At 71.1% G+C, this 15,599-nt stretch carries 10 protein-coding genes; 3 read left to right on the forward strand and 7 right to left on the reverse strand.

Annotated elements, in window-relative coordinates; genetic code table 11:
• Nucleotides 1–10 precede the first annotated feature (10 nt).
• Both ACZ7PG_RS09065 and ACZ7PG_RS09070 read right to left on the reverse strand, forming a co-directional pair.
• Nucleotides 11–1,357, reverse strand: a complete 1,347-nt coding sequence (locus ACZ7PG_RS09065; protein ID WP_470238529.1) for a type I glutamate--ammonia ligase — start codon at nucleotides 1,355–1,357, stop codon at nucleotides 11–13.
• Between the two features lie 854 nt (nucleotides 1,358–2,211).
• Nucleotides 2,212–3,018 (reverse strand): EamA family transporter, encoded by an 807-nt coding sequence (locus ACZ7PG_RS09070; RefSeq protein WP_470238530.1) that lies wholly within the window; start codon nucleotides 3,016–3,018, stop codon nucleotides 2,212–2,214.
• A gap of 342 nt (nucleotides 3,019–3,360) precedes the next feature.
• Between ACZ7PG_RS09070 and ACZ7PG_RS09075 the strand changes: the two genes are divergently transcribed.
• On the forward strand, nucleotides 3,361–3,537 hold the full coding sequence (locus ACZ7PG_RS09075; RefSeq protein WP_284745229.1) for a DUF7455 domain-containing protein: 177 nt from the start codon (nucleotides 3,361–3,363) through the stop codon (nucleotides 3,535–3,537).
• 138 nt (nucleotides 3,538–3,675) lie between these two features.
• On the opposite strand, the gene ACZ7PG_RS09080 is transcribed toward ACZ7PG_RS09075, so the two are convergent.
• From ACZ7PG_RS09080 to ACZ7PG_RS09100, 5 genes are all read right to left on the reverse strand, one after another.
• The gene (locus tag ACZ7PG_RS09080; RefSeq protein WP_470238531.1) at nucleotides 3,676–4,857 is read right to left on the reverse strand and encodes an ROK family protein; all 1,182 of its coding nucleotides are present in this window, start codon (nucleotides 4,855–4,857) and stop codon (nucleotides 3,676–3,678) included.
• Nucleotides 4,858–4,868: 11 nt separating this feature from the next.
• On the reverse strand, nucleotides 4,869–6,335 hold the full coding sequence (locus ACZ7PG_RS09085) for a sugar ABC transporter permease (protein ID WP_470238532.1): 1,467 nt from the start codon (nucleotides 6,333–6,335) through the stop codon (nucleotides 4,869–4,871).
• A gap of 20 nt (nucleotides 6,336–6,355) precedes the next feature.
• Nucleotides 6,356–7,129: an ATP-binding cassette domain-containing protein gene (locus ACZ7PG_RS09090; protein WP_323334881.1), complete on the reverse strand. Its 774-nt coding sequence runs from the start codon at nucleotides 7,127–7,129 to the stop codon at nucleotides 6,356–6,358.
• A gap of 242 nt (nucleotides 7,130–7,371) precedes the next feature.
• The gene (locus ACZ7PG_RS09095) at nucleotides 7,372–8,511 is read right to left on the reverse strand and encodes a sugar ABC transporter substrate-binding protein (protein ID WP_470238533.1); all 1,140 of its coding nucleotides are present in this window, start codon (nucleotides 8,509–8,511) and stop codon (nucleotides 7,372–7,374) included.
• 659 nt (nucleotides 8,512–9,170) lie between these two features.
• Entirely contained in the window at nucleotides 9,171–10,907 is a 1,737-nt protein-coding gene (locus ACZ7PG_RS09100) for a DEAD/DEAH box helicase (RefSeq protein ID WP_470238534.1), read from the reverse strand.
• Nucleotides 10,908–11,143: 236 nt separating this feature from the next.
• Between ACZ7PG_RS09100 and ACZ7PG_RS09105 the strand changes: the two genes are divergently transcribed.
• Both ACZ7PG_RS09105 and ACZ7PG_RS09110 read left to right on the forward strand, forming a co-directional pair.
• A complete protein-coding gene (locus ACZ7PG_RS09105; protein ID WP_470238535.1) occupies nucleotides 11,144–12,307 on the forward strand; it encodes a YihY/virulence factor BrkB family protein in 1,164 nt (387 codons plus the stop codon).
• 88 nt (nucleotides 12,308–12,395) lie between these two features.
• The gene (locus tag ACZ7PG_RS09110) at nucleotides 12,396–15,545 is read left to right on the forward strand and encodes an efflux RND transporter permease subunit (protein ID WP_470238536.1); all 3,150 of its coding nucleotides are present in this window, start codon (nucleotides 12,396–12,398) and stop codon (nucleotides 15,543–15,545) included.
• The last annotated feature ends 54 nt before the right edge of the window (nucleotides 15,546–15,599 follow it).

Raw genomic sequence — 15,599 nt, forward strand, 5'->3', positions numbered from 1 at the left:
CTCCCAGACCTCAATAACGCCACAGGTGCGCGGCGACGATCTCGTCGGCCGTGCGCTCGGCCGCCCACGCCGCGTCGGACGCCCGGAAGGCCCCGAGCAGGTCGTCACCGAGCACGCCGGCGACGCGCGGCGAGGCCGTGAGTGCGGCGTCCTGCCCGGCGGTGTCGGCCGGCAGCCGGCGCACCCCGCGCGTCTCCCGCTCGCCTTCCGTCCAGCCGCCCGGGTCCTCGGCGATCGGCTCGGGCAGCGCGGCGGAGTCTTCGATGCCGGCCATCCCGGCGGCCAGCACCACGGCCAGGGCGAGGTAGGGGTTGGCGGAGGCGTCCGACGTCTTGAGCTCGACGTTCGCGTGGTCGGCGCCCAGCAGCGGAGAGCCGGGGACGTACCGCAGCGGCGCCTCCCGGTTCTCGACGCCCCAGAACGCGTACGCGCCCGCGAAGTAGCCGGGGCGCAGCCGCAGGGTCGACGGGACGCTCGGCGCGGTGATCGCGGTCAGCGCCGCCAGGTCGCGCAGCAGGCCGGCGAGGTAGCCGGCGCCGTCACCGGTGGGGACGCCGCTTTCGTCGTCGAGGAGGTTGCGGCCCTTGCGACGGACGGAGGTGTGCAGGTGCCAGCCGTTGCCGGCCGCGCCGAGCCCGATGAGCGGCGCGAAGCTGACGACGAGGCCGTGCGCGTGCGCGGCGGCGTGGATGGTCTGGCGGGCCAGCAGCTGGTCGTCGGCGGCGGAGACGGGATCGGTGGCGGCGAGCGACAGCTCGACCTGCGCGACGCCGTACTCGGCGTGCAGCTGGCCGATCCGCAGGCCGTTGGCGGCGAAGTCGTGCAGGAGAGCGGCGACGAAGCCGTCGAGCCCGACGAGGGCGTGCGGGCTGTAGGCGGGCCCGGGGTGCCCGGGAGCGCCGACGACGTCCGTGCTGCCCGCGGGCGCGACGGCGAACTCGAGCTCGTAGCCGGCCCGGAACTCGAGGCCGCGCCTGGCGCCCTCGGCGACCTGCGCTTCGAGGACGGAGCGCTGGCAGTAGGGCCACGGATCGCCGTCTCGCGTGAGCTGCCGGACGGGAGCCCAGGCGAGCGCGGGCTGCCCGGCGAGCCGCCGCAGCCGCTCGACGACGGGCACGAGCCGGACATCCCCGGAGGGCGTGGCGAGGCCGGTGTGGCCATAGGTGATGGCATCGTGACTGTCGAAGACGGCGAACAACGAGGTGGCACCGACGCCCCGGGTAGCGGCCTCGGCAAGCCCCCCGACGGGAACGATCCGCGAGCGCGGGATGCCGTTGTTGTCCGCCCAGGCGAGGTGGACCCCACCCACCCCGGCGGCGGCGAAGTCCTTCGCCGCGGCCGACGCCGCCTTGGTCATGGCACCCGCCTCCTCCGGCTCAGTATCGCGGTCCGAGGTGACGGAAGCCATCACGGCCGCCGGGCGGGTGCCTGGCGAGCACCTGCCCTCGGCCTGACGCGGGAGCTGCCGCCCGACGCGGGGAGCGGCCGCCCGACGCGGGGAGCTGCGGCCTGCTGGGGCAGCTGCAGCCGCTCGGGCGGTCGGCGGTCTTGTCGCCGGCCCGGCCCCGGACACGCCCCGCCCTTCCCTGGGGGACGACCCCTGTCCAGCGTATCGGCGGAGGCCGACGAAAAGCCCCGGCAAGCGGTCGCCGTGGCTCGGTTGTCCACATCACGGCCGGCCTGTGGACAAGCGGCCCGGCGAAGGCGCCGCGGCCGGTTCGGAGTGGGCCGAACATCGGGGATGACGCATTCGGGACCTCGAAAGTCGCGAATGACTCATTCGCGACGCTGCCTGACGGCGGCTCGCTCGGCCCGGCCGGCTGCAGGACCGCGAGCGGCCCGGCAGCCCGGCGGCACCCAGCCCGGGGACGCCGCCCAGCCCTGTGCGCTCAGGCTGGCGGCACTCTGCCAGGCAAGCCGTCAGCCCGGCGGCGGGTCAGCCTGGCGGCACTTAGCTGGCGGCACTTGGTTCGGCGCCTCGCCAACCTGACGGCACCGCCCAGCCAGGCGCGCTCAGGCTGGCGGCGCCCAACCAGGCAGCGGTCAGCCCAGCGGCACTCAGCCGGCGGCACCCAGCCCGGGACGCTGTCAGCCTGGCAGCGCCCCAGTCCGGCTCCTCGCCGACCCGCCAGCGCCCACCCTGGCAGCGCCCAGTCCAGCGCCTCGCCGGCCCACCAGCGCCCAGCCTGGCAGCGCCCAGGCCGCCAGCCCTCACCCCGGCGGCTCCGGAGCAGGCCGCACGGGTTCATCCCGGCTCCGCAACGCCACCCCACCCACCACAGCCAGCGTCCCCAGCGCCTCGGGCCACGACGGCACCTGACCCAACCCCACGAACCCCATCACCCCGGCCGTCACCGGCAGCAGCGCCAGCAGCACCGCGAACCGGGCCTGCCCCAGCCGGCGCAGCACCACCTGGTCGAGCGCATACGGCACCACCGTCGACAGCACCCCCACCCCGACCCCCAGCAGCAGCATCCGTGGCGAAGACCACACCTCCCCGGTCCCGACGGCCAGCGGGGACAGCACCACCGTCGCCGCCGCGAAGCCGATCGCCAGGCTGTCGATGCCCGATCCGTCCGATGACGCCACCCGCTTGCCCAGCAGGATGTAGCCCGCCCAGGCCGCCGCTGCGCCCAAAGCGAACAAAACGCCCATGACCGACCCCGACAGCTGGACGTCCGCGATCGCCACCACCCCGCACGCCACCAGGACCACCGCCAGCACGTCGCGCAGGGAGCGGGAGCCGAACGCCGCCACCAGGACCGGGCCGATGAACTCCATCGCCACCACCGTCCCCAGCGGGAGCCGGGCGATCGCCTCGTAGAAGAGCACGTTCATGCCCGCCGTCACGACGCCGAACGCGATCGCCAGCGCCAGCCGGTGGCCGCGCCAGGCCGCGCGGCCGGGGCGGCGCCAGGCCAGGAGCACCACCGCCGCGCCGAGGCAGCGCAGCCACGCCACCCCCGCCGGCGTCGCGTGGCCGAAAAGGCCGACCGCGACGGCCGCTCCGGCGTACATCGAAATTCCGCTGAGAACGAACAACAGCGGAGCGGGGACCCGGGAAACCCGTCGGGGCGAAGTCACCGTACTCACCACCCCATGGTGCCTGACCACGGAAAACGTAACTCTCCGGGTATTCGTCTCCTGCATTGCGGGATGCCGCTACGACATCCGGGGTAAATCGGCGTGACTCAGGTCCCACCGGCGCGGGAACACTTGCGAGCCGCGAAACGTCTGGAAGAGTGGAAGCACGAACACCGCGGAGCCGAAGGCGATCGCCGCCACCGGCATCAGTCCCGAAGTGGGCGTAGCTGGATCGATGGCACCGGGCAACCGGTGCCGGGACGGAGGGAGACCCCCATGACAACGCCGACGCTCACCCGCCCCGAACTGACCGCCGCCGACCGCTGTGACCGGTGCGGAGCTGCAGCTCAGGTACGAGCCATCCTCAAGGGTGGCGAACTGCTCTTCTGCGGGCACCACGCCCGCGAGCACGAGGCCAAGCTCAAGGAACTGTCCGCCGACATCCAGCGGTAACCACTCCGAAACGCCGAAGACGGCCGGTGCGCACAGGCACCGGCCGTCTTCGTTTTTCTGCAACTTGCAAAGTGCGTGGCGGATATCACGGTAAGGCCGCGGAAGATACCTATTCCGGACACGAAACCGGACAGGAAATCATACAGAATCCAGCACGACTTCGAACGCGACTTCCGCCGCGCCCAGCAGCTTCACATCGGCCCCCAGCGCCGAACTGATGATGCGGGTGCCGCCGACCGCCCGGCTCACCAGGCTCCGCCGGCGGACCTCCGAGCCGACGTGCCGCAGCACCGCCTCCGGCAGCACCGTCAGCAGGTCACCGAGGATCACCAGCTGCGGCCCGAGCAGGTTGACGACGTTGATCAGCCCCAGGGTCAGCCACTCGGCGAACTCCGCCAGCCGCGACAGCGCCGCCTCCGGGTCGCGGCCCAGCTCGCGCAGCTCGAACAGAATCGCCCCGCGCGGGGTGTCCTCGGGCAGGCCGAGCGCCTGGCACAGCGCCGCCTCGCCGACCTCGGTCTCCCAGCAGCCGCTGCTGCCGCAGTAGCAGTCACGCCCGTCCGGGCGGATCACCATGTGCCCGATCTCGCCGACGTAGCCGGAGCCGCCGCGCAGCGCCGACCCCTCGGCGATGACGCCGCCGCCGACCCCGACGTCCGCCGAGATGTACACCACGTCGGACGCCCCGCGGGCCGCGCCGCGCAGGTGCTCGGCGACCGCGCCGAACTCGGCGTCGTTGCCGACCAGGATCGGGATCTGCAGCACCGCGCCGAGCCGCTCGCCGAGCGCGACGTCGGTCCAGCGCAGGTTGGGAGCTTCGTGCACGTACCCGTCGGCCCGCCGGACGACGCCCGGCACCGACACCCCGGCCGCCACCGGGGTCACGTCGAGGTCGCTCGCCAGGATCGCCGTCGACTCGATGACGTGCGTGATGACCTCGTCGGGCTGGCCCATCCGGCCACGCAGGTTCCAGCTGTTGCGGCCCAGGATCTGGCCGCCCAGCCCGACGAGGGCGATCGCGACGTGCTCGACCTGCAGGTCGACCGCGAGCACGACCGCCGCGTGCGGCTGGGGCAGGACCAGGAGCGAGGGGCGGCCCGCCCCTCGTCCCGGCCTCGGCACCTTCTCCTCGACGACGCCGGCTTCCGCCAGCCCATCGACGAGGGTCTTGATCGTGCTCCGGTTGAGCCCCAGCTCCGCGGCCAGGGTCGCCCGGGTGCTCGGCCCGCCGACGTGCAGCAGGCGGAGCAGGGTCGTGCGGTTGTGCCGGCGCACCTCGTCCGGTCGAGCAACGGGTGAGCTGGACACGGGCTTGATCATGCCAGGCTGGTTCAGCGCGTCGACGCAGCCGCGCGGCGCCGGGACAGCGCGTCGACCGTGGCGGCGAGCAACAGGACCAGACCGGTGACGATGTTGACCACCGCGGCCGGCTGCTTGAGCAGGCCCAGGCCGTTGATGACCACGGCGATCACGAGGCCACCGACGACGGCGTCGGCCACGCGGCCCTTGCCGCCGAACAGCGACGTGCCGCCGATGACGGCCGCGCCGACCGAGTACAGCAGCGTGTTGAGGCCACCGGACTGCGGGCTGACCGAACCGACCTTCGACGCGGCGACGATGCCGCCGATCGCCGCGACCGCCGAACCGATGACGAACACGCTCGCCCGGATCTTCGGCACGTCGATACCGGCGCGACGGGCGGCTTCCTTGTTGCCGCCGACCGCGTAGACGTACCGGCCGTACTTGGTCCGGTTGAGCACGTAGGTCCCGGCCACCAGCAGCACCAGCATGATCGGGATGACGTACGGGATGCCCTCGATCGTGACGACCGCCTTGTTCGGCGAACGGTTGACCGTCAGCAGCCAGGTGCCCAGCGCCGACAGCACGACGAGCGCGCCGACCTTGGCCATCACCAGCGCCGTCGGCTGGACGACCAGACCGCGCTGCAGCCGCCGGAAGTGGCTGAGCAGCGTGATCACCGCGAACCCACCGGCGGCGACGAGGAAGAAGATCCAGCTGCCGAGGACGTTCAGGTTGCCGTTGGCGATCTTGTACAGGACGTCGGAGTTGGTGATGCCGATCGTGCCGCCCTCACCGATGAACTGCAGCAGGACGCCCTGCCACACGATGAACAGCGCCAGCGTCACGACGAAGGACGGCATGCCGATCTTCGACACCAGGAAGCCGGTGATGCAGCCGATCGCGGTGCCGACGCAGATGGCCAGCAGGATCTCCAGCCAGGCGTTGGCGGGGACGCCGATCGCGACGATCAGCAGGCCGACCAGCGACAGCGCCGCACCGCCCCAGATCCGCTGGTAGGCCGACAGCAGCATCGCCGCGGCGAGGACCGCGATGAACGTGACGAACACGCCGGAGCCCAAGGTGCCCAGCAAATTGCCTGCATGGACATAGTGCAGGGCCATCACCGACGCGGCGGTGCCGGAGGCCACACCGGCGGCGAGGTCGATCTCGCCGAGCAGCAGCACGAAGACGATGCCCATCGCGATGATGATCACGCCCGCGCCCTGCGGGAACACGTTGGCGATGTTGGCCAGCGTGAAGAAGTTGTCCGACAGCGCGCTGAACAGGATCACCAGCACGAGCAGGCCGAACAGCGACGGCAGGGAGCCGAGCTCACCGGCCCGGATGCGGGCGAAGTAGTCACGCAGCGCTTCACCGGTTGACATCGATGTCGTGTCGATGCCGAAGTCGGTGATCGCCGCGGTCGGGTTCTGGGTCTGCGCGAGCGCTTCCGCGGCCGGGGTGTCGACCTCGTGCTTGGCAGGGGTTTCAGTCATTTCCGGTTCTTTCTTCCCGCTCACAGGACCACGGCTTCGGGCCGGGCCAGACCGAGGTCACCGGAGCGACCCGCGGTGATCAGCTCCACGACCTGGCCGTGGCTGACGTCCTTCGTGTGCACCTCGGCGACGAGCCGGCCGAGGTAGAGCACGGAGATGCGGTCCGCGACCTCGAACACGTCGGCCATGTTGTGGCTGATCAGCACGACCCCGAGGCCCTGCTCGGCGAGCCGGCGGACGAGGTCGAGCACCTGCCGGGTCTGCGCCACGCCGAGGGCGGCGGTCGGCTCGTCGAGGACGACGACCTTGCTGTTCCACAGCACCGACTTGGCGATGGCCACCGTCTGCCGCTGCCCACCGGACAGCGAGGAGACCGGGGTGCGGACGGACTTGACGGTCCGGACGGAGAGCGAGGCCAGCGTTTCGCGGGCGGCCTTCTCCATGCTGGCTTCGTCCAGCTTCCACGAGCTGCCGCGCTCGCGGCCGAGGAACATGTTCTGGACGATGTCGAGGTTGTCGGCGAGCGCGAGGTCCTGGTAGACGACCTCGATGCCGAGATCCGCGGCGTCACGCGGGCCGCGGATGTGGGTGTCCTTGCCGTTGAACCGCACGGCCCCCGAGTCGTACGGGTGGATGCCGGCGATGCACTTGACGAGGGTCGACTTGCCGGCGCCGTTGTCGCCGACCAGGGCGGTGACTTCGCCCGCACGCACGTCGAAGTCCACGTCGTGGAGGACGTGGACGGGGCCGAAGCTCTTGTTCAGGCCCTTGATCTCGAGGATGGGCTCACTCATGGATGGCATTTCTCCGAATTTCTGATGCCCTCTGCCGCCGCTGGGGCCAGGCGATCCCCGCGAACGGGGAGTGGGGACCGGGCCGGGACGCGCCGTCGGGGTGCGCGTCCCGGCCCGGCTGTTCTTGGGTACAGCACCGTTCGTCACCGATCCGGCCACAGTCACGGCCGAAGACTCGCGGCAACGGTTACGTGCCGCTCGAGGGGCGGCCTACTTTTGGCCGGATCGGTAACGGGGGCGGGTCAGGAGATGCCGAGCGAGCTGCACTTGGCGGCGAGGTCGCCACCGCAGATCTCGGCCGCCTTCACGTAGCCCTGGGTCACGACCGTCTTGACGTCCTTCTCCAGGATCGTCGTCGGGGTCAGCAGCACGGACTTGATGTCCCGGTTGTTCTTCGGGTCGTGCAGCTTCGCCGTGGCGATCGCGTCCGCACCGGCGGTGTCACCCTTGGCGAGGGCGGCGGCCAGCTTGGCGGTGGCCTCGGCCTCTTCCTTGATCGGCTTGAAGACCGTCATGTACTGGTCGCCGCGCATGACCGCCATCAGGCCGTCCGCGGTGGCGTCCTGGCCGGTGACCGGGACCTTCCCGTTGAGGCCGTTCTTCTTCAGGATGGTGATGACCGCGCCGGCCAGGCCGTCGTTCGCCGCGACGACGCCGTCGACCTTGCCGCCGTTGGCGGTGAAGATCTGCTCGAACGTCGTGCCGCCGAGCTGGTTGTCCCAGTCGTTGATCGGCTGCTTCTGGATCCGCTTGAGGGTGCCCGCCGTGTTCAGCGGGTCGAGGACGGAGTCCTGGCCCTTGGTGAACAGCGTGGCGTTGTTGTCGGTCGGGGCGCCCTCGATCTGGACGAAGCCCGCGCCGGGCTTGCTCTTCAGCGCGTCGGCCATGGCCTGGCCCTGCAGCTGGCCGACCTTCTCGTTGTCGAACGAGACGTAGTAGTCGGCGGAGCCGCCGAGGCTCGGGCGGTCGTAGTCGATGACCGGGATGCCCGCGGTCTTGGCCTTGGCCTCGACCGCCGCACCGACGGCCGGGTCACCGGGGGCGATGACCAGGACCTTGACGCCGGAGCTGATGAAGCCGTCCGCCAGGGTGGAGAACTTCTGGTTGTCACCCTGGGCGTTCTGGACGTCGACCTCGAAGCCCTGAGCGGTCAGCGCGGCGGTCAGCATCGGCTTGTCGAAGGCTTCCCAGCGGGCCGAGGTGGCGGTCTCCGGGAGGATGACACCGACCTTGCCGCTGGCGCCGCCCGCGGCGGCCGGCGCGGAGGAGGAAGCGGAGCTGCTCCCCGTGCCCCCGCTGTCCGAACTGTTGGCACCGCAAGCGGAGAGCACCAGGCCGGTGCTCACCGTGGCGGCGAGGAGGGTAAGGGTTCTGCTGCGCATCCTCGTTCCTTCCGGATCCAAGCATTGGTGACGAGTGGGCCCTCGACGTCGTCTCGGGCCCTGCGAGGCGGTGATCCGGAGGGTCCCGGCGCACCGTCGCGCATATGTTGTGGGCGACAACATATGCCGCTGAGCGGCTGCGGGGAAGATAGCTGGATCGATTAAATGACACCAATTGGACACGGTTCGGCAACACAGGCTGAGGGTCGCCCGGAAAGAGTAGATCCGCTGACGATGTGATCGCCAGCACTTACCGTGTGTTACATCCAGGTTTCCTGCCGAGGCGAAGATACTCCGCTGGTGTACACCCAGCGCGATCCGCCGCGAAGTGGTGGTGAATCCACGGCAACCGCGCGCGATTGGTCGCCGACTTGCGAACTTCGGACCGGAACGTGCCCGAAGCACCACCGGCCGGGGGACGCGCGGGCAGCCGGGGCACGACCGATCGGCCACGCAACGTCACGGAGTTGTGGAAGGTCCGGCGCGCCCCGGCGGAACGGACGGTGACGGCCGAGCTTCAGCCTCTCGGGCGACACCGCGGGTCCCGGGGAGCCGGCGGCGTGGCCGAACGCGCGCGGGCGCTCGGCGGCGAACTGACCGCGGCGCCGCGCGAAGGCGGCCGGGCCCGACGCGTGGACGGGCTGCGCTCAGGTCGGGCCTCACCAGGTCCGCAGGGTGACGATCCGTTCCTCGAGCTGCTCGATGGTCGCCATGGCGGTCACCGGGCCGCCGCACACCCGGCGCAGCTCGTTGTGGATCGCGCCGTGGGGCTTCTTCGTGCGGTGGTGGTACATCCCCACCAGCGCGTTCAGCTCCTTGCGCAGGGTGCCGAGGCGCTCGCTCACCGACTGCGAACGGGCCGGCGCCGGCGCGGCCTCCTGCTTCGCGGGCTTGCGGCGCTTCTCGTCCGCGACCTGCTCTTCCTGCCGCTTCCGCAGCAGCGCCCGCACCTGGTCGGGCTCCAGCAGCCCGGGCAGGCCGAGGTACTCCTGCTCCTCGTCCGAACCCGAGAACACCGCCGTGCCGAACGAGTTGCCGTCGTAGATGACCTGGTCGAGCTCGGCCGAGGCGCCCAGCGAGGTGAACGCCTTCTCCTCCTCGCCCGGCTCGTCCTCGGTGCGGTTGGCCTGGGCGAGGAGCTCGTCCTCCCAGCCTTCCTGCTCGCGGTGCGGCTTGCCCAGCACGTGGTCCCGCTGCGCTTCCAGCTCACTGGCGAGCTCCAGCAGCACCGGCACCGACGGCAGGAACACGCTCGCCGTCTCGCCCTTCTTCCGGGCGCGCACGTACCGGCCGATCGCCTGGGCGAAGAACAGCGGGGTCGACGCGCTCGTCGCGTACACGCCCACCGCCAGCCGCGGGACGTCGACGCCCTCGGAAACCATCCGGACGGCCACGATCCAGCGCTCGTTGGTCTCGGAGAACTCCTTGATCCGGCCCGAGGCCTTCGGGTCGTCCGAGAGCACCAGCGTCGGCGTCTCGCCCGAGAGCCGCTCCAGGATCTTCGCGTACGCCCGCGCCGACTCCTGGTCGGTGGCGATCACCAGGCCACCCGCGTCCGGCACGCTCTGGCGCACCTGCGACAACCGGGTGTCGGCGGCCTGCAGGACCGCCGGGATCCACTCGCCGGCCGGGTCGAGCGCGGTGCGCCACGCCCGGGCGTTCTGCTCCGCGGTCAGCGGCTCGCCGAGCCGCGCGGTGAACTCCTCCCCCGCGCTCGTGCGCCAGGAGGCCTCACCGGAGTAGGCGAGGAAGACGACCGGCCGGACCACGCCGTCGGCCAGCGCGTCCGCGTAGCCGTACGAGTGGTCGGCCTTGCTGCGCTGGAAGCCACCGGAGTCCGGCTCGTAGGTGACGAACGGGATGGCCGAGTCGTCGGACCGGAACGGGGTCCCGGTCAGCGACAGGCGACGCACGGCCGGGGTGAACGCCTCGCGGATCGCGTCGCCCCACGACTTGGCGTCGCCGCCGTGGTGGATCTCGTCGAGGATGACCAGCGTCTTGCGGTTCTCGGTGCGCACCCGGTGCAGCGTGGGGTGCGCCGCGACCTGCGCGTACGTCAGCGCGACGCCGTTGTAGTCCGACGACGTGACGCCGGTGGTGTTGCGGAAGTTCGAGTCGATCTGGATCCCGGCCATCGCGGCCGCGGCGGCCCACTGGTGCTTGAGGTGCTCGGTCGGGGTGACGATGCTGACCGCCTCGATCGTGCGGTCGGACAGCAGTTCGGCGGCGATCCGCAGGCCGAACACCGTCTTGCCGGCGCCGGGCGTCGCCACCGCGAGGAAGTCCTTCGGCCGGCGGGTCAGGTACTTGGTGAGCGCCCGCCGCTGCCACGCCCGCAGCGGGCGCGCGGTCGAGTCCTTCTCCGCGGGAGGCGCCCCGAGCTGCGTCTCCGTCATCGCCGATCCTCCCCCTCGCTCACGTGCTCCAAGTGCTTTGACGTGCGAAAACCCTCACTGTGGTACCGACTTCGGCTGTGACAACCGGGCTGGCGACTGCGGTGAGGGCACTGGACCGAGTCTACCGGCCGGGTCCGACAGTTCCCGGCACCGGCACGGGTGATGTCCCCCGACACGCCCGGGTGCATGGGTGGTGACGAGCCAAATCAGCACGGATGGACCATGCTGGACACGTCATGGGTGAGGTTCAGCCGTCCGCAGCGATGAAGGTGGCCCGCAAGGGGCCGTGGCGGCTCGTCACGCGCACGTTCGGCAAGGCGTGGGAAGGCAACATCTTCTCCGAGGCCGCCGAAGCGGCCTTCTGGCAGACGCTGTCGCTGCCGCCGCTGCTGCTGGGGCTGCTGGGCGCCCTGGGCTTCATCGGCGAATGGTTCGGCCAGGACGTGGTCGCCGCCGTGCACGACCGGATCATCGGCTTCTGCAAGACGGTCTTCAGCAGCAACGCCGTCCAGGACATCATCGAGCCGACCGTGAACAGCATCCTCACCGTCGGCAAGGGCGAGATCGTCTCGGTCGGCTTCCTGATCTCGCTGTGGGCGGGGTCGTCGGCCATGTCGTCGTTCGTGGACGCGATCACCGTCGCCCACGACCAGTACGGCGTCCGCAACGACGTCTGGCAGCGGATCTTCGCGCTGCTGCTCTACCTGGCCGGCCTGGTGATCCTCGTGGTGGGCCTGCCGCTGCTGGCGATCGGCCCGGACCTGCTGCCGGAGTTCTTCCCCACCGACTGGCGCCCCACCGTGTCGTCCTGGGTGGGCGCGCTCTACTTCCCCACCCTCGGAGTCGTGATCACCCTCGCGCTGACGACGCTGTACAAGCTCGCGCTGCCGCGGAAGCTGCCGTGGCACCGCGGGCTGCCCGGCGCGGTGCTCGCGATGGTCGTGTTCCTGCTCTCCTCGATCGGCCTGCGCATCTACCTGAACTGGATCACCAAGACCGGCTACACCTACGGCGCCCTCGCCGCGCCGATCGCGTTCCTGCTGCTGATGTTCTTCATCGGGCTGGCCGTGGTGGGCGGGGCCTACTTCAACAGCGCGATCCAGGAGCTGTGGCCGGCGAAGGCGACCCGGCGGCAGCGGCGCAAGTGGCGCCGGCTGGAGATGGAACGCGCCTCCGAGCGGCTGCGCTCGGAGGACGGCCGGAAGCTGTGGGAGCGCACGACCACGCCGCTGCGGCGCCCGGCCCCCGAAGACGTCTCCCCCAACGGTGCCGCGCCGGAGGAGGCCGCCGGACCGTCCGAAGAGGACGAGTCGTCACCCAGCGCGCCGGACCCGGCACCCAGCGCTGCTCAGGGTCGGGTCTCCTCCCCAGGGACGACCCGGAATCCACCCTCAGACTGAGTCGCTCCTCAGTTCGGACATGGCAAGCTCGGCGGGTCACTGACGCCGGCGTCGGTCGCCGCGTCGTTCCCGAGGGGGTTCCCAAGTCATGTCCGTGCTGGCCAGATTGAGCCTGCGCAACCGAAGCCTGATCGGCCTGCTCGCGCTCGTCATCGTCGGTTTCGGTGCCTTCGCGCTGCCGCAGATCAAGCAGCAGCTGTTCCCGTCGCTGCAGTTCCCGCAGGCCCAGATCGTCACGGCGTACGCGGGGGCGTCGCCGGACGCGGTCGACAAGCAGGTCACCGAGCCGCTCGAGGGCGCGCTGCAGGGGCTCAAGGGTCTCGAAGACATCAACTCGACGTCGTCGGACGGGGTTTCGCGCGTCGTCACGCAGTTCGCGTTCGGCACCGACCTCGACGCGGCCGTCTCGCAGATCCAGCAGGCGGTCAACCAGGTCCGCCCGCGGCTGCCGCAGAACTCCGAGCCGGCGGTGTCCGCCGGCAGCACCGACGACCTGCCGGTCGTCCTGGTCGCCGCGGGCACCAGCGGTGATCCGCAGAAGCTGGCCCCCGCACTGACCGACCAGGTCGCGCCGGAGCTGCGCAAGATCGACGGCGTCCGCACGGTGACCGTCACCGGCGTGCAGCAGCCGCGCGTCACGATCACGCTCGACTACGCGAAGCTGGCCGCCGCCGGTGTCGACCCGGCGTCGATCGCGACCACGCTGCAGACCGCCGGCGCCGCCGTGCCGGCCGGCACGCTGACCGACGGCGGCAAGACGCTGAGCGTCCAGGTCGGCGGCGGGCAGACCACTGTGGACAGCCTCCGCAACCTCTACCTCACGCCCAGCGCGGCTTCGGCGGCCTCGCGGCCGGGCGCGCCCGCTCGCGGGCCGGTGAAGCTGGGTGACGTCGCCGACGTCCAGACCGGCTTCGCGCCGCCGACGTCGATCACGCGCACCAACGGGAAGCCGAGCCTCGGCCTCTCGATCACCATGGTGGACAACGGGAACGCCGTCGCCATCTCCGACGCGGTCCGCGACAAGCTGCCGGACCTGGGGAAGAAGACCGGCGCCGAGATGAGCGTCGTGTTCGACCAGGGCACCCCGGTGAAGGACGCGATCAGCGGCCTGACCACCGAAGGCCTGCTGGGCCTGGCGTTCGCCGTGCTCGTGATCCTGCTGTTCCTGCTGTCGGTGCGCTCCACGCTGGTGACCGCGGTGTCGATCCCGCTGTCGGTGGTGGTCGCGCTGATCGCGCTGTGGACCGGCGACCTGTCGCTCAACCTGCTCACCCTCGGCGCGCTGACCATCGCGATCGGCCGGGTGGTCGACGACTCGATCGTCGTGCTGGAGAACATCAAGCGGCACTTGGGTTACGGCGAGGAGAAGCAGCGGGCGGTGCTCGACGGCGTCCGCGAGGTGGCCGGCGCGGTGACGTCGTCCACGCTGACGACCGTCGCGGTGTTCCTGCCGATCGCGTTCGTCGGCGGGTTCGTCGGCGAGCTGTTCTCGCCGTTCGCGGTCACCGTGACGGTGGCGCTGCTGGCTTCGCTGCTCGTCTCGCTGACCGTGGTTCCGGTGCTGGCGTTCTGGTTCCTGAAGCAGCCGGAGATCCCGGCGGACGCCATCGAAGCCGAGCGGGCGCGCGAAGCGGCCGTCGAGAAGGAGCGCCGCGGCTTCCTGCAGCGGGCCTACCTGCCGGTGATCCGGTTCGCGACGAAGCGACGGCTCACCGTCGTGCTGCTGGCACTGCTGATCTTCGCCGGCACCGTCGGGCTCGCGACGCGGCTGAACACGAACTTCCTCGACCAGTCCGGCGGCACCACGCTGAACATGACGCAGAAGCTGCCCGCGGGCACCAGCGTCGAGGCGAAGGAGAAGGCGGCCACGACCGTCGAACAGGCGCTCGCGGCGGAGCCCGCGGTGCAGACCTACCAGGTCAGCATCGGCGGCGGGGGCGCGTTCGGCTTCGGGGGCGGGACGAACACCAGCATCTCGGTGACCGTCGCGAAGGACACCGACCTCGACGCGCTGTCCGACCGCCTGCGGTCGAAGCTGACGTCCCGGCCCGAGCTCGGCGAGATCAAGATCGGCGCGGACGCGTCCGGCTTCAACTCCGACCAGGTCTCGGTGACGGTGACCGCGCCGTCGGAGGCCGCGCTGAAGCCCGCGTCCGACCAGGTCGTGCAGGCGCTGAGCGGAGTGTCCGGGCTGGCCGAGGTGACCAGTGACCTGGCCGTCGGCTCACCGCGGGTGCAGGTCGAGGTGGACGACGCCGCGGCCGCCGCGCACGGGCTGTCGGCGAGCAGCATCGGGCAGGTCGCCAACCAGGCGATCGCCGGCCGCACGGTGACGCAGCTGCCGGTCGACGGGCAGCGCACGGACATCGTGCTGCGCGCCGGCTCCGCGCCGGCCACGGTCGACCAGGTGAAGGGCCTGCAGATCCCCGGTCCCACGGGGGTCGTCCGGCTCGACGAGGTCGCCAAGGTGTCCACTGTGGACGGACCGGCGTCGGTGCACCGCACCGGCGGCGACCTGAGCACCACGGTCACCGCGAAGAACACCGGCGACAACCTGACCAAGACGACCGCGGACATCCAGTCCAAGCTGGACGGCCTGACCTTCACCGGCGGCGCGTCGTACTCGCTCGGCGGCGTGAGCCAGGACCAGCAGGAGGCGTTCTCGAACCTGTTCCTGGCGCTGCTGGCGGCGATCGCGATCGTGTTCCTGATCATGGTGGCGACGTTCCGCAGCCTGATCCAGCCGCTGATCCTGCTGGTGTCGATCCCGTTCGCCGCGACCGGCGCGATCGGGCTGCTGCTGGCCACCGGCACCGCGCTCGGGCTGCCCGCGCTGATCGGCATGCTGATGCTGGTCGGGATCGTGGTGACCAACGCGATCGTGCTGATCGACCTGATCAACCAGTACCGGGCCGAGGGGATGAGCGTCGCGGACGCCGTCACCGAAGGCGGCCGGCGCCGGCTGCGGCCGATCCTGATGACCGCGGCGGCGACGATCTTCGCGCTGGTCCCGATGGCGCTGGGCATCACCGGGCAGGGCGGGTTCATCGGGCAGCCGCTGGCGATCGTGGTGATCGGCGGGCTGGTCAGCTCGACGCTGCTGACGCTGGTGCTGGTCCCGACCCTCTACACGATGGTCGAGACCCGCAAGGAACGCCGGAAGGCACGCCGCGAGGCGAAGCGGAACCCGGCGAAGGCCCCGGCCTCGGAGTCCCTGGACCCCGCGCCGACGGCCTGACCGCCTGACCGCATGACGAAGGCCCGGCACTTCCCTCGGGAGGTGCCGGGCCTT

The organism is Amycolatopsis sp. NPDC114504 (assembly GCF_055633595.1).

Excerpts from the sequence above, each read along its gene's own strand:
- ACZ7PG_RS09065 (WP_470238529.1), bottom strand. The coding sequence starts at position 1,357 with ATGACCAAGGCGGCGTCGGCCGCGGCGAAGGACTTCGCCGCCGCCGGG.
- ACZ7PG_RS09070 (WP_470238530.1), bottom strand. The coding sequence starts at position 3,018 with ATGTACGCCGGAGCGGCCGTCGCGGTCGGCCTTTTCGGCCACGCGACG.
- ACZ7PG_RS09075 (WP_284745229.1), top strand. The coding sequence starts at position 3,361 with ATGACAACGCCGACGCTCACCCGCCCCGAACTGACCGCCGCCGACCGC.
- ACZ7PG_RS09080 (WP_470238531.1), bottom strand. The coding sequence starts at position 4,857 with ATGATCAAGCCCGTGTCCAGCTCACCCGTTGCTCGACCGGACGAGGTG.
- ACZ7PG_RS09085 (WP_470238532.1), bottom strand. The coding sequence starts at position 6,335 with ATGACTGAAACCCCTGCCAAGCACGAGGTCGACACCCCGGCCGCGGAA.
- ACZ7PG_RS09090 (WP_323334881.1), bottom strand. The coding sequence starts at position 7,129 with ATGAGTGAGCCCATCCTCGAGATCAAGGGCCTGAACAAGAGCTTCGGC.
- ACZ7PG_RS09095 (WP_470238533.1), bottom strand. The coding sequence starts at position 8,511 with ATGCGCAGCAGAACCCTTACCCTCCTCGCCGCCACGGTGAGCACCGGC.
- ACZ7PG_RS09100 (WP_470238534.1), bottom strand. The coding sequence starts at position 10,907 with ATGACGGAGACGCAGCTCGGGGCGCCTCCCGCGGAGAAGGACTCGACC.
- ACZ7PG_RS09105 (WP_470238535.1), top strand. The coding sequence starts at position 11,144 with ATGGGTGAGGTTCAGCCGTCCGCAGCGATGAAGGTGGCCCGCAAGGGG.
- ACZ7PG_RS09110 (WP_470238536.1), top strand. The coding sequence starts at position 12,396 with ATGTCCGTGCTGGCCAGATTGAGCCTGCGCAACCGAAGCCTGATCGGC.